Below are 16,788 nucleotides of genomic sequence, written 5' to 3'. Positions count from 1 at the left end.
GAGCCGGGTTGCCGGCTCCTGCGGGGAGCACCTTACTCGCCGATGGCGGCCTTGTAGCCCGCTGCGTCGAGCAGCTTGTCCAGGTCAGCGGCGTTGCTTGGCTTGAGTTTGAAAATCCACGCGCCGTACGGGTCGGAGTTCAGCAGCTCTGGCGAGGCGCTCAGCTCTTCGTTGATCGCGATCACTTCACCGCTGATCGGAGCGTAGATGTCGGAAGCGGCCTTGACCGATTCCACCACACCGGATTGATCACCGGCTGCAAAGGTCTTTCCGACTTCGGTCAGCTCGACGAACACCACATCGCCCAGCGCTTCCTGCGCGTGATCGCTGATGCCCACGGTGACGGTGCCATCGGCTTCCAGGCGTGCCCATTCGTGACTTTCGGCAAAACGCAGGTCGGCAGGGATATCGCTCATGTTCTGTATCCTCGGAAATTGTCAGCGGTCGATGCCGCCAGAAAAGGTTAGATCAAGGTTTTGCCATGGCGTACGAAGGTCGGTTTGACCACTCGGACCGGGTACCACTTGCCACGGATTTCCACTTCTGCGCGGTCGGCAGTTGCCATCGGCACGCGCGCCAGTGCAATCGACTTGCTAAGCGTAGGAGAGAAACTACCACTGGTGATCTCCCCTTCGCCAACATCGGCGATGCGGACCACTTGATGAGCGCGTAAAACCCCGCGCTCCTCGAGGACCAGTCCGACCAGTTTGTGCTGTATGCCACCGCTCTGCTCGGCTTCCAAAGCCGTGCGACCGATGAATTGGCGGCTGGCCGGTTCCCAGGCGATGCTCCAGGCCATGTTGGACGTCAGCGGCGAAACCGCCAGATCGATGTCCTGCCCGTAAAGATTCATCCCGGCCTCGACCCGCAAGGTATCCCGCGCGCCAAGGCCAATCGGGGAAATGCCCGCGCCGACCAGATCATTGAAGAATCCTGGCGCCTGATTGGCTGGCAAAATGATCTCCAGGCCGTCTTCACCGGTATAACCGGTGCGCGCGATGAACCAGTCACCGTCGGGGTGCCCTTCGAAGGGTTTGAGCAGCTGGATGAGATTGCCACGGGACTGGGTCACCAGCTCGGCCACTTTGTGCCTGGCGTGGGGACCTTGAATGGCCAGCATCGCCATTTCGGAACGTTCGCTGAGCTTTACATCGAAGCCGTCGAGATGGGCCTGCATCCACGCCAGATCCTGATTGCGGGTAGAGGCATTGACCACCAGGCGATAACCGTCGTCGAGGCGATAAACGATCATGTCGTCGACGATGCCACCCTGCTCGTTGAGCATGGCGCTGTACAAGGCACGGCCCGAGCTGTGCAAACGTTCGACGTCATTGGTCAGCAGATGCTGAAGCCAGGCCTTGGCCTGGGAGCCGCCGACATCGATCACGGTCATGTGGGATACATCGAACACACCGCAGTCGCGGCGCACCTGGTGGTGTTCCTCGACCTGCGATCCATAATGCAGAGGCATATCCCAACCGCCAAAATCGACCATCTTCGCGCCGAGAGCGAGATGAAGGTCATACAGAGGCGTACGCTGTCCCATGGGTTTCTCCTTCCGGGCGTGGCGAAGGTGCGGTTGAGTGTCTATTTGAGCGAAAGCCTTGAAATAAAAGGCTTCCAGCCGATTTTCACTACCTTGTCTGTCAGACGGACCGCACCGAATGCCGCGCATTGTAGCTGCAAGGTGTAGGACTGACACCTAGCTGTTTCGATGTGCCGAACGTCGAATCAATCCGATGACCGGTAGCAGCCCTACCAACACCAGGGTCAACGCCGGCAAAGAGGCCCTCGCCCACTCACCCTCGCTGGTCATTTCAAAGATCCGTACCGCCAGCGTATCCCAGCCAAACGGGCGCATCAGCAGGGTCGCGGGCATTTCCTTGAGCACGTCGACGAATACCAGCAGCGCCGCGCTCAACGAGCCGGGCAGCAACAGCGGCAGATACACTTTGAAAAACAGTCGTGGCCCACTGACGCCAAGGCTACGTGCCGCTTCGGGCAAAGAAGGCCGTATACGCGCCAGGCTGTTTTCCAGCGGCCCATAGGCCACGGCAATGAAGCGCACCAGATACGCCAGCAACAACGCCGACAGACTGCCCAGCAGCAGCGGCTTGCCAGCCCCACCCAGCCATGCGGACAGCGGAATCACCAGCTCGCGGTCCAGGTAACTGAACGCCAGCATGATCGATACCGCCAGCACCGAACCGGGCAAGGCGTAGCCCAGGTTGGCCAGGCTGACCCCGGCACGGATCCCCTGGGTGGGCGCCAGGCGCCGGGCGAATGCCAACACCAGGGCGACACTGACCGTGATCAGCGCTGCCATCGCGCCCAGGTACAAGGTGTGGATGATCAGCCCGGCGTACCGCTCATCCAGATCGAAGCGCCCACGCTGCCAGAACCACACCAGCAATTGCAGCATCGGAATGACGAAGGCACAGGCAAACACCAGCCCGCACCAACTCATGGCCAGCAGCGCTTTGAAACCTCGCAGGTGATACAAGGCCTTGACCCGTGGCCGTTCATTGCTCGCCCGGTTGGCGCCCCGCGCTCGACGCTCGCCGTACAGCACCACCATCACCACCAACAGCAACAGGCTGGCCAGTTGCGTGGCGGTGGAGAGGCTGAAAAACCCGTACCAGGTCTTGTAGATCGCCGTGGTGAAGGTGTCGAAGTTGAACACTGACACCGCGCCGAAATCCGCCAGGGTTTCCATCAGTGCCAGCGCCACGCCCGCGCCGATGGCCGGTCGCGCCATGGGCAACGCCACCCGCCAGAATGCCTGCCAGGGCGATTGCCCGAGGACGCGCGCCGCTTCCATCAGGCCCTTGCCCTGGGCCAGGAACGCGGTACGTGCCAGCAGATAAACGTAGGGATAAAAGACCAGCACCAGAACCAGAATCACCCCGCCCGTGGAACGCACCCGAGGCAAGCGCATGCCCGTTCCGAACCACTCGCGCAGCAGGGTTTGCACGGGGCCGGCGAAATCCAGCAGCCCGACGAAAACGAACGCCAGCACATAGGCCGGAATCGCAAACGGCAGCATCAGCGCCCAATCCAGCCAACGCCGGCCGGGAAATTCGCAGAGGCTGGTGAGCCAGGCCAGGCTCACGCCCAGCAACGTAACGCCGATACCGACGCCAAGCACCAGCGTCAGCGTGTTGCCCAGCAAGCGTGGCATCTGCGTGTCCCACAGGTGGGACCAGATCTGCTGATCGATGGTTTGCCAGGAAAGCAGCAAAACGCTCAGGGGCAGCAGGACCAGCGCAGCGATGGCGAAGACCAGCGGGTACCAGCGGCGTTGGGCGGGGTGGGCCAAGGAAGATCTCTAGAATAATGTGAAGCCACCGTCAGTCGACAGTGGCGTCAATCTGTGGCGAGGGAGCTGGCCCCTCGCCACAACTCAGTTCCAGCCAGCGCGATCCATCATGCGAATCGCTTCGGCCTGACGCTTGCCGGCGACTTCCACCGGCAAGGTATCGGCCACGAACTGACCCCAGGCAGCGACTTCAGCCGATGGTTGTACGGCGGGGTTGGCCGGAAACTCCTGGTTGACGTCGGCGAAGATTTTCTGCGCCTCAGGCGTGGTCATCCACTCCACCAGCGCCTTGGCGGCTTCCGGATGCGGGGCATGGCGGGTCAGACCGATGCCGGACAGATTGACGTGCACGCCTCGATCCGCCTGGTTCGGCCAGAACAGTTTTACCGGCAGATCAGGTTTCTGTTTGTGCAGACGACCGTAGTAGTAGGTGTTGACGATGCCGACGTCGCACTGACCGGCGTTGATGGCCTCCAGCACCGCGACATCGTCGGAGAACACGTCGGTGGACAGGTTGTTGACCCAGCCCTTGAGGATCTTCTCGGTTTTCTCGGCGCCATGCACTTCGATCATGGTGGCGGTCAGGGACTGGTTGTAGACCTTCTTCGCCGTGCGCAGGCACAGGCGGCCTTCCCAGTTCTTGTCGGCCAGGGCTTCGTAGGTGGTCAGTTCACCCGGCTTCACCCGCTCGGTGGAATAGGCGATGGTCCGCGCCCGCAGGCTCAGGCCGGTCCAGGCGTGTGAGGATGCGCGGTACTGAGGCGGGATGTTGGCGTCGATGGTTTTCGAGGTGAACGGCTGGAGGATGCCCATCTGCTCGGCTTGCCAGAGGTTGCCGGCGTCGACGGTCAGCAGCAGGTCGGCGGTGGCGTTCTCGCCCTCGGCCTTGATCCGCTGCATCAGCGGTGCTTCCTTGTCGGTGATGAACTTCACCTTGACCCCGGTTTTCGCGGTGTAGGCATCGAACACCGGTTTGATCAGCTCATCAATACGCGAGGAGTAGACCACCACCTCGTCGGCAGCCTGGACGGCGGTGCTGCCTATCAGGGTCAGGGCCAGTGCGGTCAATAGACGCTTTGGTGCCAACATGGGAGCAGTCTCTCGATTGAAAAATTGAGGGCAAATGATAAGGACTCACATTTAGCTTCTCAATCGAACAGTTTGCGGAGGAGTTACCAGATGTTGCACCGCAGGAAATCCACGGTGGATGTTCCGGCCCCATCGCGAGCTTGCTCGCGACGGGGCCATTGGCCTCGGTAAAAATCTCAGGCCTTGGCCAGCGCCGGCAAATCCCCGGTCAACCCAAGGGCCTCACGCACGAACAACGCCTTGGCCTCGGGCATCTGCTCGACCATTTTCAACCCGGCATTACGCAACCAGCGCACAGGCAACGGATCGGCCTGGAACAACCGCTCGAACCCCTCCATCGCCGCCATCAACGCCAGGTTATGGGGCATGCGCCGGCGCTCGTAGCGACTCAGCACTTTCACATCCGCCAGGCGCTCACCCCGGCTCGACGCTTGCAGCAGCACTTCGGCCAGCACGGCGGCATCGAGGAACCCGAGGTTCACGCCCTGCCCGGCCAACGGGTGAATGGTGTGGGCCGCGTCGCCGATCAGGGCCAGGCCTTCGGCGACATAACGCTTGGCATGGCGCTGACGCAGCGGTACACACAGGCGCGGGTCAGCGCTGAGCACGGTGCCAAGCCGGCCTTCAAAGGCCCGCTCCAGCGCGCGACAGAAGCCTTCGTCATCCAGCGCCATCAGCTGTTCGGCTTCGCTCGGCGTGGTCGACCAGACGATCGAACACCAATCCTGCTGACCGTCGCGTTCCAGCGGCAGGAACGCCAACGGGCCGTTGTCGGTAAAGCGCTGCCAGGCGGTCATTTGATGAGGTTTTGAGCTGCGCACGCTGGTGACGATCGCATGGTGCATGTAATCCCATTCGCGCGTCGCGACACCGGTCAGGCGCCGCACCGCCGAATTGGCGCCATCCGCTGCGACCACCAAAGGCGCGCGCAGGGTGCGGCCATCGGCCAGGGTCAGCAGCCAGTCGTCGCCAGAGCGGCGCATTTGTTCCAGACGAGCGTTGGCCAGCATGCCCAGGTCGCAGTCGTGCAAACGGTCAAGCAAGGCGTCCTGAACCACGCGGTTCTCGACGATATGGCCCAGTACCTCGGCATGCACGCTGGCGGCCGAGAAGTGGATTTGCCCGGTGCCGCTGCCGTCCCAGACCTGCATCTCGCTGTAAGGACTGCTGCGGCGGCTGACGATGCCGTCCCACACACCCAGCCGCTCGAGAATCCGCTGACTGGCGGCAGACAAGGCGCTGACTCGCGGTTCGAACGGTGCCTGGACGTCAAAGGGTTTGACACTCAAAGGGCTGCCGTCCAGCAACAGGACTTCCAGCCCACTGTCCTGCAACGCCAGCGCCAGGGCGCTGCCGACCATTCCGGCTCCGACAATCAGCAGATCTGCGCGCATTTCCATGCTTTAAGCCTGTCTCGCTTGCGGCTTGAGCCGCACGTAAAGGGTTTTTCCGACGCGCGCCACCAGATGGCCGTCACCGTCGTGAATATCGACCTGCAATTGCGGCAGGTACTTTTCGCCACCCGCGGTCTGCCGACGGATCTCGTCGAGCAAGGTGTCGTCGATGTTGAAACGGGCATACACCGTGCCTTTGCCCGACGCGATGAAATCGATGTCGGCGGCTTTGTCCCAGACGATGTAGTGGCGCCCGAGGTTTTCCATGAGCATCAACATGAAGAATGGGTCGACCATCGAATACAGGCTGCCACCGAACTGGGTGCCGACGTAATTGCGGTTGTACCAGCTCAATCCCATGGACACCTGGATGTCGCGAAAGTCATCGCTGATGTGCCGCACTCGAACCCCGGCACCGAGGTACGGCGGATAGAGGCCCATGAACCAGCGCATCAGCCGCGCCTTGCCGAATTGTTGGGTCAGCCACTTAAACATCGGGACGCGTACCCAGGCCCATGGCCTGCCGGGCGAACCAGCGCTTGGCCGGTGGCAACAGATCGAGGCCCAGCAGGCCCAGGTTGCGGCCCATGGAAACCAACGGCTGCGTGCTGCCGAACAAGCGCGTGACCTGATCGGAGAAGCCCACGGTGAGGTTCTGATCCAGGCGCTGGCGTTCGCGGTAGGCCTGCAAGGTCGCGAAATCCCCCAGCGCCTGTTCGCTGGCGAGCAGCGCATCGGCCAACGCCTGGGCATCGCGCAGGGACAGGTTGAAACCCTGGCCGGCAATCGGATGCAGGCTGTGAGCGGCGTTGCCGAGAATCGCCAGATGCGGACGCACCTGCTCTTCGGCCTCCACCAGCGCCAGCGGATACAGATGCCGGGCACCGACCTGCTTCAGGGTGCCGAGGCGATAGCCGAACACACCCTGCAATTCACTGAGGAAACTGCGTTCATCGAGGGCGGCCAGCCTTTGCGCATCCATGCCCTGGCGAGTCCAGACCAGTGCACAACGGTTATCCTGCAGCGGCAGCAACGCCATCGGTCCATCGTCGGTGAAGCGCTCGAACGCCATGCCGTTATGGGCTTCGCTCGGCGTAATGTTGGCGATCAGCGCGCTCTGGTTGTACGGGCGTTTCTTGACGCCGATGCCCAACTGCTCGCGCAGGCCGGAACGGCCGCCATCAGCGAGCACAGCCAGGTCGCATTCCAGAGTGGTTTCATCATTGAGGGTCAGGCGATAGCCGTCGGTCAGCGGTTCCATGCGCGTGACTTCCGCCGGGCAGCGCCAACTGATCACGTCCTTGTCCAGGCCTTGCCAAAGGCATTGCCCGAGCCAGGCGTTTTCCACCACGTAACCCAGCGCGGGAACGCCCTCTTCCATCGCCGACAACCGCGCCGTGGAAAAGCGCCCACGGTCGGAGACGTGAATCTGCTTGATCGGCTCGGCGCGACGGGAAATCTCCTGCCACACGCCCAGGCGCTGATAAATCTGCCGGGCGCCAAAGGACAATGCCGTGGAGCGCGCGTCGTAGCTTGGTTGCCAGGTGTGACCGGGAGCGAAAGGCTCGATCAACAGGATCTTCCAGCCACGGGCCTTGGCCCCGGCCTGCAAGGCCAACGCCAGGCTGGCACCGACCAGGCCACCACCGATAATCGCCAGATTGACTCGACTCATGCCGCTTGTGTCCGTGCTTCGGCCATCAAGGCCTCGATCTCGGCGACCGTTTTCGGCACGCCTTGGGTCAGGATTTCACAGCCGCTTCTGGTCACCACCACGTCGTCCTCGATGCGCACGCCAATGCCACGCCATTTCTTTGCCACGTTCTGGTTATCCGGGGCGATGTAAATCCCCGGCTCCACGGTCAGCGCCATGCCGACCTCCAGCACGCGCCATTCGCCGCCGACTTTGTATTCGCCGACGTCATGCACATCCATGCCTAGCCAGTGCCCTGCACGGTGCATGTAAAACGCCTTGTAGGCTTCGCTGGCGATCAGTTCGTCGACATCGCCCTGCAGCAGCCCCAACTCGACCAGACCGGCAGTAATCACCCGGACCGTGGCCTCGTGGGCCTGATTCCAGTGCTTGTTCGGGGCGATCTCGGCAAACGCCGCTTCCTGCGCCGCCAGCACCAATTCGTAGATAGCCTTCTGTTCCGCAGAATATTTGCCGTTGACCGGCCAGGTGCGCGTGATATCGCTGGCATAGCAGTCGATTTCGCACCCGGCGTCGATCAACACCAGATCGCCGTCCTTGAGTACCGCGTCATTCTGTTGGTAATGCAGGATGCAACTGTTGCGCCCCGCCGCAACGATCGAACCGTAGGCCGGCATCTTCGCCCCGCCCTTGCGGAACTCGTAATCAAGCTCGGCTTCCAGGCTGAATTCGTGCAACCCGGCACGGCTGGCCTGCATCGCACGCACGTGGGCCTGGGCGGAAATCCGCGCAGCTTCGCGCATCACTTTCACTTCTGCCGCTGATTTATACAGGCGCATGTCGTGAAGCAAATGATCCAGGGCAACGTATTCGTTCGGCGGCTGGGCGCCAAGATTGGCTTTGGAGCGAATCACATTGATCCACTCCATCAGATGCCGGTCGAATTCCGGGTTGCTGCCCATGGCCGAATACACCCGGTCACGACCCTCGATCAGGCCTGGCAGGATGTCGTCGATGTCAGTGATCGGAAAGGCGTCGTCGGCGCCGAAGTCGCGAATCGCGCCTTCCTGCCCGGCACGCAGGCCGTCCCACAACTCGCGTTCGGCGTTGCGTTCGCGGCAGAACAGGATGTACTCACCGTGCAATCGCCCCGGCATCAACACCAGCACGGCCTGAGGCTCGGGAAAACCGCTCAGGTACTGGAAATCGCTGTCCTGACGGTAAACGTGCTCGACATCGCGGTTGCGGATGGCCACTGCGGCGGCGGGCAGGATGGCGATGCTGTTGGGTTCCATCTGCGCCATCAAGGCCTTGCGGCGACGGCTGTATTCCGATTTCGGGATATGGATCATGGGCAGATGGTGTTCCCTGGCGTTGATCAGTGCAGCGACGGTTTGGCGGCAGCAGTCGCGTCCGGCTTCCTGGTTTCGGAAAACAGCAGCAGCGGCGCGACGCGCAGGTACTCCATGACTTCCATATAGTCGTTTTCGCCGTCGTCGGATTCTTCCAGAGCATCTTGCACCTGGGAAATCGCCGCCAGATCCTGCAGCACCTCGGTCGCCTCAGTGCTCAGCATGCTGCTGTCGCGGCAGTTAAGGCCGAAACCGCTGAGGAAACCCTGACACCACTGACCCAGCGCCGCGGCACGTTCGGCAAGCGGGGTATCATCGGTTGGCAGCAGCAGAACGACGGTCACGTCGTCGCCGGTGAGTTCGCCCTTGACCATCTCTTGCAGGCCGATCAAGGCATTGCGGACGTTGTCCTGTGGCTCGGTTTCCAGCAGCTCGGCGGCATCGATCAGCCAGCCTTCGACATCGAAACCGGCACCGGCGCAGCTGCGGCCGAGCAGCAGGCCGTGCAATTCGGCAGGCGAGACGTTATGACCGCTGGATGTCAGCAGGGTGGCGAAGGCTTGGTACGGGGAATTCTGAATGGGCATGGGTAGCTAGGCGCCAGACGGCGCTATGTCTAGAATGAAGGCCTTGTATCCTACAACGACTCCTCTGTAGGAGCGAGCTTGCTCGCGATGAACCCCAGAACGCCATGGGGTGTCAGGGACCCAGCGGTAGCGTTGGCGACCATCGCGGGCGGGCTCGCTCCTACAGTTCGCCCCCATCAGACAGTGAAGACAATGGAAGACACCGACCTGCAAGCGCTGATGGCCAGACTCGAACTGCTGATTACCCGAGTCGAGCAACTAAAGAGCCAAAACGGACTCTTACTAGCTCAGGAAAAGACCTGGCGCGAGGAACGCGCTCACCTCATTGAAAAAAACGAAATCGCCCGGCGTAAGGTCGAATCGATGATTTCGCGCCTCAAGGCCCTGGAGCAAGACTCATGAGTTCAAGCAATAGCGTCACCGTGCAGATCCTCGACAAAGAATATTCGATCATCTGTCCCCAGGAAGAACGCAGCAACCTGGTGAGCGCCGCTCGATACCTGGACGGCAAGATGCGTGAAATCCGCAGCAGCGGCAAAGTCATCGGCGCCGATCGCATTGCCGTCATGGCCGCGCTGAACATCACGCACGACCTGCTGCACAAGGAAGAACGCCCGGATGTTCAGGCCAGCGGCTCGACCCGCGAACAGGTGCGAGACCTGCTCGATCGTGTCGATTTGGTGCTGTCGACCGATCCGGACGTCACCAAAGGCTGATTCGCGCCAACGCTTGCGGTATACTCCCAACACTCCCTGGGGTGCTTGCCAGTTGGCGATGTCCCTGAGCCGATTTGCTATACCCTGGAGGTTGCACGTTGGGCTGGTGTGCATGTCCGCTAGACGGAAAGCCTTAAAGCCTACTGCATCTTCCACCTTGAACTTTCGGGTTCAAGGGCTAAGTCGACAGCGGTTCACCCGGGGAGCCTGATTGCAGTCCGATGCCGGTTTTAATACCGGCATCGGCGTTTTTACGGGTACGCTCCGCGTATCCGATCTGCTGAAGCCCGAATCCATGACCGAACCTGCGCTGCTTCCCCGCCCGCAACTTCGACGCATGCTGCGCAAGGCCCGCCGCGCACTGACAGCCAGTCAGCAGCGCCAGGCCGCTCGCGGGCTGTACAGGCAATTGGCCCAGCAACCGCTGTTTCGCCGCGCCAGACACATCTCTCTATACCTGCCCACCGACGGTGAAATCGATCCGCGCCTGCTGCTGCGTGCCGCCCAGCGTCGGGGCAAGGCCACCTATCTGCCGGTGCTCAGTGCCTGGCCGCGAACCAAAATGGTGTTCCAGCGCATTCGCCCCGGTGAAAAACTCAAACTCAATCGCTTCCGGATTCTCGAACCCAGGCACAACCTCGCCCGACAGCGCAAAGTCTGGGCGCTGGACCTGGTGCTGCTGCCGTTGGTGGGGTTTGACGATGTTGGCGGACGCCTGGGCATGGGCGGCGGCTTCTATGATCGCAGCCTGGCTTATCTGGCCCGCCGTCATGACTGGCGCAAGCCGACGCTACTGGGACTGGCCCATGAATGTCAGAAAGTCGAGCGCTTGGCTCAGGCGAGCTGGGATGTGCCGTTGCAGGGAACGGTGACGGACAAGGCCTGGTATTACGCAGGCTAGACGCCACCGGGATCAGCGGCGTCGAAGGACAGGTTCAGCGTTTGAAAGCGGTCGACTGTTGTTGCAACGGTGCAACCTCGACCGGTGCGTCGGTCTTGTTGGTCCACAGGCTTTGGGCATAGCCGGTGGTCACGACCCCAAGGCCGAACAAAATAACCAAAATCCATAGTAAATCCGGTTTGCGTTTCATCGATTGCCCCCCAAAGGCACATCAACACGATGACAGCAGCGGTTTCCGTTTGTTGGCCGTGCAGCAGCGTCAAGCTTTAAAGGCCGGCATTTTGCGACAACGTGAACCGGCACGCAAACGCTGACGTCAACCGACTGTCGGTTTGTCATAAAATGGCCGGACCACCTGTCCACTCACCTCGCAAGGAGCAAAAAACATGGCCTATTGGCTGATGAAATCCGAGCCCGACGAACTCTCGATCAAAGGGCTGGAGAAGCTCGGCAACGCGCGCTGGGACGGGGTTCGCAACTATCAGGCGCGTAATTTCCTGCGGGCCATGGCAGTGGGGGACGAGTTCTTCTTCTACCATTCCAGCTGCCCCGAGCCGGGGATTGCCGGGATTGGCAGGATTGTCGAAGCGGCGTATCCGGACCCCACGGCACTGGAGCCTGAAAGTCATTATTACGATCCAAAGGCAACCGCGGAGAAAAACGCCTGGAGCGCAATCGATGTCGCCCATGTCGAGACGTTCTCCAGGGTGTTGAAGCTCGATTACCTGAAACAGCAAACCGCATTGGCGCAAATGCCACTGGTGCAGAAAGGCAGTCGGTTATCCGTGATGCCGGTGACTGACGAACAATGGGCGGCCGTGCTCGATTTACGTTAAATAAAGCAGAAGGCACCGATCGCCCCCATTGGCCTGGCCAATGAGATTAGTCTTGTCCCTCAGTTGACGGGTATCAAATCGCCTCGGTGCTCGATCAGTCAGACTAGGACGTAACAGTCGCAGGATGCCCGCATGTCTACACACAGTCGCTCTTCGATTTTCTTCGCCAGTTCGTTGATGGTTTTGCTGATGGCCGCCGGAGGCTTCGGTTACTGGAAGTCAATGCATGACCGGTTGCCTGAAGGCTTGTACGTCGGCAATGGCCGCCTCGAAGCCACCGAAGTACAGATCGCCAGCAAGACACCCGGGCGACTGGCAGAGGTGCTCGTCGATGAAGGCGACAAGGTCACCAAGGGCCAACTGTTGGCCCGCATGGATACCCGCACCCTCGAAGCGCAGCGCAACCAGGCTGAAGCCGAGGTGTTGCGTGCCCGGGAAAACCTTTCCGCCGCCCAGGCCAACGTGCAACTGCGCCAGAGCGAACAATTGCTGGCTCAACAGGAGCTCAAGCGCTCTCAGGAATTGATCAAACACGGTTTCGTGAGTAGCCAGATCGTCGATCAACAACAGGCGCGCCTGGACACCGGCGTCGCAGCGGTCGCCGCGTCCAGGGCACAGGTCTCGGCGGTCGGTGCGACGATTGGTGCGGCCCAGGCCCAAGTGGCGATGTTGACCAGCGAAATTGATGACGCCAGCCTGCGCGCGCCCATAGACGGAGTCGTCCAGTTGCGCATGGCCGAACCCGGCGAGGTGCTGGGTGCCGGCGGGCGCGTGCTGTTGCTGATAGACCCCAGCGACCAGTACATGAACCTCTACCTTCCGGCCTCCGTTACCGGACGCCTGGCAGTTGGCGATGATGCACGAGTCCTGCTCGATGCCCTCCCCGACCGCCCGCTGCCGGCCAAAATCAGTTTCGTCGCCGCCAAGTCGCAATTCACTCCCAAGGAAGTCGAAACCCGTGACGAACGGCAAAAACTGGTGTTTCGCGTCAAACTGCGCCTGACCGATCCGGGCGCCCTGCCCCAGGCCAAGCCGGGCATGCCCGGTGCCGGTTATGTGCGCACCGCACCGATTGATTGGCCGGCCAAACTGCAATGAACGGCCTGGCGCTGCAAGCCACCGGCATCAACCACCTGTATGGCAAACAGCAGGCCCTGACCGACATCAGCTTCAGTCTGCCCACCGGCACACGCTGCGGCCTGATCGGACCGGACGGTGCAGGCAAGTCGAGTTTGCTGGGTTTGATCGCGGGCGTTAAAACCCTGCAACAAGGGCAATTGGAGGTGCTCGGCGGCTCGATCCAGGATCGTCGCCATCGCAATAGCCTCTACCCGCGTATCGCCTTCATGCCTCAAGGCCTGGGCGGCAACCTGTACCCCGAGCTGTCGATCAGCGAAAACATTCAATTTTTCGCCACGCTGTTCGGCCTGTCAAAAGCCGAATGCGACCAGCGCAGGCACAGCTTGCTGTTGGCCACCGATCTGTTGCGCTTTGCCGATCGCCCGGCCGGCAAACTGTCTGGCGGCATGAAGCAGAAGCTCGGCCTCTGCTGCGCGCTGATCCACGAGCCGGACCTGCTGATCCTCGACGAACCGACCACAGGCGTCGATCCCTTGTCCCGGCGGCGCTTCTGGGAACTGGTGGACGATGTACGGCGTCAACGCCCGCAACTGACACTGCTGGTTGCTACCGCGTACATGGAAGAGGCCGAGCAATTCGAACATTGCCTGATGCTCGACAGCGGTCGGTTGATCGCGACGGGCCTGAGCAGCGAATTGGCGGCCGTCACGCCCGGCGGCAAACTCGACGAGGCGTTCACCCATTTCCAGGGCGACAGTGGCCACGACAACCAGCCACTGGTGATTCCCCCCCGCCCCGGCTCCACCACCGACATTGCCATCGAGGCCCACGACCTGACCCTGCGCTTCGGCGATTTTACCGCCGTGGACAAAGTCAGCTTCGCCATCGGTCGCGGCGAGATTTTCGGTTTCCTCGGCTCCAACGGCTGCGGCAAAACCACCACCATGAAAGTCCTCACCGGGCTGATGCCGGCCAGCGAAGGCAGCGCCACGTTGCTGGGCAATCCGGTGAATGCCAAGGACCTGGCCACGCGAAAACGGGTCGGCTTCATGTCCCAGAGCTTCTCGCTGTATGGCGAGCTCAGCGTGCGACAAAACCTCGACTTGCACGCCCGCCTGTTCGATTTGCCCAAGGCCGATAGCGTCCAGCGCATCGACGAACTGATCCAGCGCTTCAACCTGGGCGGCGTGGCCGACCAACAATCCGGCGCTTTGCCCTTGGGCTTGCGCCAGCGGCTGTCGCTGGCCGTCGCGGTGCTGCATCGTCCGGAAGTCCTGATCCTCGACGAACCCACTTCCGGTGTCGACCCGGCCGCGCGAGACGACTTTTGGCGACTGCTGATCGAACTGTCGCGCGAGCAAGGCGTGACGATTTTCCTCTCTACCCACTTCATGAACGAGGCCCAGCGCTGCGACCGTATCTCGCTGATGCACGCTGGCAAGGTGCTGGCCTGCGACACCCCGGCGGCGCTGCAACAACAGTTCAACGGCGAAACGCTGGAAGCAGCGTTTGTCACCTGCCTGGAACAGGCTCAGGGAGCGACCGAAACACCGGCTTCACCCGCCCCGGACCCTGCACCCGTCACACCGGCCAAGCCGACGAAGGAGCGCCGCTTCAGTGTCGGGCGCCTGGTGGCCGTGGCCACCCGCGAAGGCAAGGAGTTGCTGCGCGACAAAGTGCGAATGGCCTTTGCCATGCTCGGAGCCATTTTCATGATGGTGATCTTCGGCAATGGCATTTCGCTGGACGTGGAAAAACTCGCGTTCGCCGTATTCGATCAAGACCAGACACCGCAAAGTCGCACTTATCTGGAGGCGTTTCGCAGCTCTCGCTACTTTGCCGAACAATCCCCCATCCACGACACGAAAGAACTGCACCGACGCCTTCAACGCTCGGAAATCAAACTCGCGCTGGAGATCCCGCCGGGTTTTGGTCGCGACCTGTACGCCGGACGCCAGCCCGCCGTAGCCGCCTGGCTGGATGGGGGCATGCCGTTTCGTGCCGAGACCAGCCGTAACTACGTGGAAGCGGTGCACCAGTCAGTCCTGGAACGACTGGCCGAACAGAGCAGTCGCGCACGGAATGCCCCCGCGGCGGCCAAACTGGAAACCCGATTCCGCTACAACCAGGACGTGGTCAGCGTCAACGCCATCGGCCCCGGGGTAATGGCGCTGATCCTCGCGTTCATCCCGGCCATGCTGACGGCCCTGGGGATCGTGCGGGAGAAAGAACTGGGATCGATCACCAACTTCTATGCCACGCCTCTGACCCGACTGGAGTTCCTGCTGGGCAAACAGGCGCCGTATCTGGCGATCAGCCTGATCAATCTGGCCGTGCTGACGGCGATGAACCGTTGGCTGTTCGGCGTCCCCTTCAAGGGCAGCGGGCTCACCCTGGCCTTCGGCGGACTGCTGTACGTACTGGCAACGACCAGCATGGGCCTGCTGATCTCGGCATTCACCCGCACCCAGATCGCCGCGATCCTCGGCACCATGATCATCACCAGCCTGCCGACCATCCAGTTCTCCGGGCTGATCGTGCCGCGCTCCTCCCTTGACGGTGCGGCGGCGGTGATGGGGATATTGTTTCCGGCCGGTTATTTCCTCGATATCACCGTCGGCACGTTTACCAAAGCGCTGGACCTGCGGCAGCTGTGGCCGCAATGCCTGGCGCTGTTCGGGTTCTTTCTCGGGTTCACCGGGCTGAGCCTGATCATGCTGAAAAAGCAGGAGGCCTGATGCACAAGCTCGCTCACATCTTGCGTCTGGGCATCAAGGAGCTGACCAGCCTGCGGCACGACAGCGTGTTGCTGGTCTTTCTGTTCTACGCCTTCACCGTGGCGATCTATATGCCGGCGGCCGGCTCGGTGATCGGCGTGCACAACGCCAGCGTGGCGATGGTGGACGAGGATCACAGTCACTTGTCACGGCAACTGGCCCAGGCCCTGCAACCGCCGGAGTTTCAGCGCCCTGTACCGCTGCCTTATGGGCAACTCGATCAAGTCCTGGACAGTGGCCGGTACACCTTTGTGATCAACGTGCCGGCGAATTTCCAGACGGATTTGCTCGCCGGCCGCCAGCCTGCGGTGCAAGTGAATGTCGATGCCACGGCCATGAGCCAGGCGTTCATGGGGGCTGGCTACATCGGGCGGATATTCCAGCGTGAACTGGTGACCTACAGTGGTCAGAGCGATCCCGCCAGCCAGGCCCCCATCCTGCTGACCACCCGCTCGCTGTTCAATACGAATCTGGAAGGTGGCTGGTTCCTGGCCGTGATTCAGATCGTCAACAACATCACCATCCTCGCCATCGTCCTCACCGGTACGGCTCTGCTGCGTGAGCGCGAACACGGCACCCTCGACCATTTACTGGTGCTGCCGCTGACGGCGCTGGAGATCATGCTGGCGAAAATCTGGAGCAACATGCTCGTCGTCGTGGTGTGCACCTGGATTTCACTGGAGGTGATCGTCAAAGGCGCGCTCGGCGTACCGCTGGCCGGTTCCATGAGCCTGTTTTTGATGGTGACGGCCGTTTATCTGTTCGCCAGTACGGCACTGGGGATTTTCCTCGCGACCCTGGCCCGCTCGACACCGCAGTTCGGTCTGCTGGCCATTCCGGTCATCATTCCGATGCTGCTGCTGTCCGGCGGCAGCACGCCGCTCGACAGCATGCCGCAGTGGTTGCAATGGGTGATGCAGGGTTCACCGTCGACACACTTCGTCAGCCTTAGCGCCGCGATCCTGTTTCGCGATGCGGGGCTAAGCGTGGTGTGGCCGGACTTGCTCGCGCTGACCGCCATCGGCCTGCTGTTCTTTGCGATCGCGCTGATGCGGTTTCGAAAGAGCCTGGCGTCCTGAAGCG

General features: G+C 61.6%; 17 protein-coding genes and 1 other RNA gene. 8 read left to right on the top strand and 10 right to left on the bottom strand.

Going from position 1 to position 16,788, the window contains the following annotated elements; all coding sequences use genetic code 11:
* Positions 1 to 32: 32 nt before the first annotated feature.
* The 9 genes from gcvH to ACX3YF_RS08445 all read right to left on the bottom strand — a co-directional run bounded on the left by gcvH (position 33) and on the right by ACX3YF_RS08445 (position 9,395).
* Positions 33 to 416, bottom strand: a complete 384-nt coding sequence (gene gcvH / locus ACX3YF_RS08485; RefSeq protein WP_130205724.1) for a glycine cleavage system protein GcvH — start codon at positions 414 to 416, stop codon at positions 33 to 35.
* Positions 417 to 463: 47 nt separating this feature from the next.
* Positions 464 to 1,546 carry a glycine cleavage system aminomethyltransferase GcvT gene (gene gcvT / locus ACX3YF_RS08480; protein ID WP_090466462.1) on the bottom strand — a complete coding sequence of 361 codons (1,083 nt, stop codon included), beginning with the start codon at positions 1,544 to 1,546 and terminating at the stop codon, positions 464 to 466.
* Positions 1,547 to 1,702: 156 nt separating this feature from the next.
* Positions 1,703 to 3,319, bottom strand: coding sequence for an ABC transporter permease (locus tag ACX3YF_RS08475; RefSeq protein ID WP_130205720.1), 1,617 nt, complete (start codon positions 3,317 to 3,319; stop codon positions 1,703 to 1,705).
* An 84-nt stretch (positions 3,320 to 3,403) separates the two neighbouring features.
* The gene (locus tag ACX3YF_RS08470; protein ID WP_448647607.1) at positions 3,404 to 4,408 is read right to left on the bottom strand and encodes an extracellular solute-binding protein; all 1,005 of its coding nucleotides are present in this window, start codon (positions 4,406 to 4,408) and stop codon (positions 3,404 to 3,406) included.
* A gap of 176 nt (positions 4,409 to 4,584) precedes the next feature.
* The gene (locus ACX3YF_RS08465; RefSeq protein WP_448647751.1) at positions 4,585 to 5,802 is read right to left on the bottom strand and encodes a 2-octaprenyl-3-methyl-6-methoxy-1,4-benzoquinol hydroxylase; all 1,218 of its coding nucleotides are present in this window, start codon (positions 5,800 to 5,802) and stop codon (positions 4,585 to 4,587) included.
* A 9-nt stretch (positions 5,803 to 5,811) separates the two neighbouring features.
* Positions 5,812 to 6,297 (bottom strand): DUF4442 domain-containing protein, encoded by a 486-nt coding sequence (locus ACX3YF_RS08460; protein WP_458973631.1) that lies wholly within the window; start codon positions 6,295 to 6,297, stop codon positions 5,812 to 5,814.
* Entirely contained in the window at positions 6,290 to 7,477 is a 1,188-nt protein-coding gene (gene ubiH / locus ACX3YF_RS08455; RefSeq protein WP_130205712.1) for a 2-octaprenyl-6-methoxyphenyl hydroxylase, read from the bottom strand. The genes ACX3YF_RS08460 and ubiH overlap by 8 nt, the downstream gene beginning before the upstream one ends.
* Positions 7,474 to 8,808 carry a Xaa-Pro aminopeptidase gene (pepP, locus tag ACX3YF_RS08450; RefSeq protein ID WP_458944135.1) on the bottom strand — a complete coding sequence of 445 codons (1,335 nt, stop codon included), beginning with the start codon at positions 8,806 to 8,808 and terminating at the stop codon, positions 7,474 to 7,476. The genes ubiH and pepP overlap by 4 nt, the downstream gene beginning before the upstream one ends.
* A 26-nt stretch (positions 8,809 to 8,834) precedes the next feature.
* Entirely contained in the window at positions 8,835 to 9,395 is a 561-nt protein-coding gene (locus ACX3YF_RS08445) for a YecA/YgfB family protein (protein ID WP_130205708.1), read from the bottom strand.
* Positions 9,396 to 9,587: 192 nt separating this feature from the next.
* Between ACX3YF_RS08445 and ACX3YF_RS08440 the strand changes: the two genes are divergently transcribed.
* The 4 genes from ACX3YF_RS08440 to ACX3YF_RS08425 all read left to right on the top strand — a co-directional run bounded on the left by ACX3YF_RS08440 (position 9,588) and on the right by ACX3YF_RS08425 (position 11,012).
* On the top strand, positions 9,588 to 9,797 hold the full coding sequence (locus ACX3YF_RS08440) for a TIGR02449 family protein (protein WP_007982902.1): 210 nt from the start codon (positions 9,588 to 9,590) through the stop codon (positions 9,795 to 9,797).
* Positions 9,794 to 10,111, top strand: coding sequence for a cell division protein ZapA (locus ACX3YF_RS08435; RefSeq protein ID WP_007899404.1), 318 nt, complete (start codon positions 9,794 to 9,796; stop codon positions 10,109 to 10,111). The genes ACX3YF_RS08440 and ACX3YF_RS08435 overlap by 4 nt, the downstream gene beginning before the upstream one ends.
* A gap of 30 nt (positions 10,112 to 10,141) precedes the next feature.
* Positions 10,142 to 10,320: non-coding RNA, 6S RNA (gene ssrS, locus ACX3YF_RS08430), on the top strand.
* 86 nt (positions 10,321 to 10,406) lie between these two features.
* Entirely contained in the window at positions 10,407 to 11,012 is a 606-nt protein-coding gene (locus ACX3YF_RS08425; protein ID WP_130205706.1) for a 5-formyltetrahydrofolate cyclo-ligase, read from the top strand.
* 34 nt (positions 11,013 to 11,046) lie between these two features.
* Here ACX3YF_RS08425 and ACX3YF_RS08420 read toward each other — a convergent pair whose 3' ends face one another.
* Positions 11,047 to 11,202: a hypothetical protein gene (locus ACX3YF_RS08420; RefSeq protein ID WP_090466451.1), complete on the bottom strand. Its 156-nt coding sequence runs from the start codon at positions 11,200 to 11,202 to the stop codon at positions 11,047 to 11,049.
* Positions 11,203 to 11,398: 196 nt separating this feature from the next.
* Here ACX3YF_RS08420 and ACX3YF_RS08415 point away from each other — a divergent pair, with 196 nt between their 5' ends.
* From ACX3YF_RS08415 to ACX3YF_RS08400, 4 genes are all read left to right on the top strand, one after another.
* Positions 11,399 to 11,848, top strand: a complete 450-nt coding sequence (locus ACX3YF_RS08415; RefSeq protein WP_448647608.1) for an EVE domain-containing protein — start codon at positions 11,399 to 11,401, stop codon at positions 11,846 to 11,848.
* Positions 11,849 to 11,980: 132 nt separating this feature from the next.
* On the top strand, positions 11,981 to 12,946 hold the full coding sequence (locus ACX3YF_RS08410) for an HlyD family secretion protein (RefSeq protein WP_130205702.1): 966 nt from the start codon (positions 11,981 to 11,983) through the stop codon (positions 12,944 to 12,946).
* Complete coding sequence (rbbA, locus tag ACX3YF_RS08405; protein WP_130205700.1) at positions 12,943 to 15,666, top strand: ribosome-associated ATPase/putative transporter RbbA; 2,724 nt, start codon at positions 12,943 to 12,945, stop codon at positions 15,664 to 15,666. The genes ACX3YF_RS08410 and rbbA overlap by 4 nt, the downstream gene beginning before the upstream one ends.
* Positions 15,666 to 16,784 (top strand): ABC transporter permease, encoded by a 1,119-nt coding sequence (locus ACX3YF_RS08400; protein ID WP_130205698.1) that lies wholly within the window; start codon positions 15,666 to 15,668, stop codon positions 16,782 to 16,784. The genes rbbA and ACX3YF_RS08400 overlap by 1 nt, the downstream gene beginning before the upstream one ends.
* Positions 16,785 to 16,788 lie beyond the last annotated feature (4 nt).

This window comes from Pseudomonas fluorescens group sp. PF-69 (assembly GCF_054481235.1).
The sequence above is the reverse complement of the archived record's forward strand: the minus strand, read 5'-3'. Positions and strand labels throughout refer to the sequence as shown.

Coding starts and splice junctions, on each gene's coding strand:
- ACX3YF_RS08425 (WP_130205706.1), top strand. CDS start 10,407: ATGACCGAACCTGCGCTGCTTCCCCGCCCGCAACTTCGACGCATGCTG.
- ACX3YF_RS08440 (WP_007982902.1), top strand. CDS start 9,588: ATGGAAGACACCGACCTGCAAGCGCTGATGGCCAGACTCGAACTGCTG.
- gcvT (WP_090466462.1), bottom strand. CDS start 1,546: ATGGGACAGCGTACGCCTCTGTATGACCTTCATCTCGCTCTCGGCGCG.
- ACX3YF_RS08415 (WP_448647608.1), top strand. CDS start 11,399: ATGGCCTATTGGCTGATGAAATCCGAGCCCGACGAACTCTCGATCAAA.
- ACX3YF_RS08470 (WP_448647607.1), bottom strand. CDS start 4,408: ATGTTGGCACCAAAGCGTCTATTGACCGCACTGGCCCTGACCCTGATA.
- ACX3YF_RS08420 (WP_090466451.1), bottom strand. CDS start 11,202: ATGAAACGCAAACCGGATTTACTATGGATTTTGGTTATTTTGTTCGGC.
- ACX3YF_RS08460 (WP_458973631.1), bottom strand. CDS start 6,297: ATGTTTAAGTGGCTGACCCAACAATTCGGCAAGGCGCGGCTGATGCGC.
- ACX3YF_RS08465 (WP_448647751.1), bottom strand. CDS start 5,802: ATGCGCGCAGATCTGCTGATTGTCGGAGCCGGAATGGTCGGCAGCGCC.
- pepP (WP_458944135.1), bottom strand. CDS start 8,808: ATGATCCATATCCCGAAATCGGAATACAGCCGTCGCCGCAAGGCCTTG.
- rbbA (WP_130205700.1), top strand. CDS start 12,943: ATGAACGGCCTGGCGCTGCAAGCCACCGGCATCAACCACCTGTATGGC.
- ACX3YF_RS08435 (WP_007899404.1), top strand. CDS start 9,794: ATGAGTTCAAGCAATAGCGTCACCGTGCAGATCCTCGACAAAGAATAT.
- ACX3YF_RS08445 (WP_130205708.1), bottom strand. CDS start 9,395: ATGCCCATTCAGAATTCCCCGTACCAAGCCTTCGCCACCCTGCTGACA.
- ACX3YF_RS08400 (WP_130205698.1), top strand. CDS start 15,666: ATGCACAAGCTCGCTCACATCTTGCGTCTGGGCATCAAGGAGCTGACC.
- gcvH (WP_130205724.1), bottom strand. CDS start 416: ATGAGCGATATCCCTGCCGACCTGCGTTTTGCCGAAAGTCACGAATGG.
- ACX3YF_RS08410 (WP_130205702.1), top strand. CDS start 11,981: ATGTCTACACACAGTCGCTCTTCGATTTTCTTCGCCAGTTCGTTGATG.
- ubiH (WP_130205712.1), bottom strand. CDS start 7,477: ATGAGTCGAGTCAATCTGGCGATTATCGGTGGTGGCCTGGTCGGTGCC.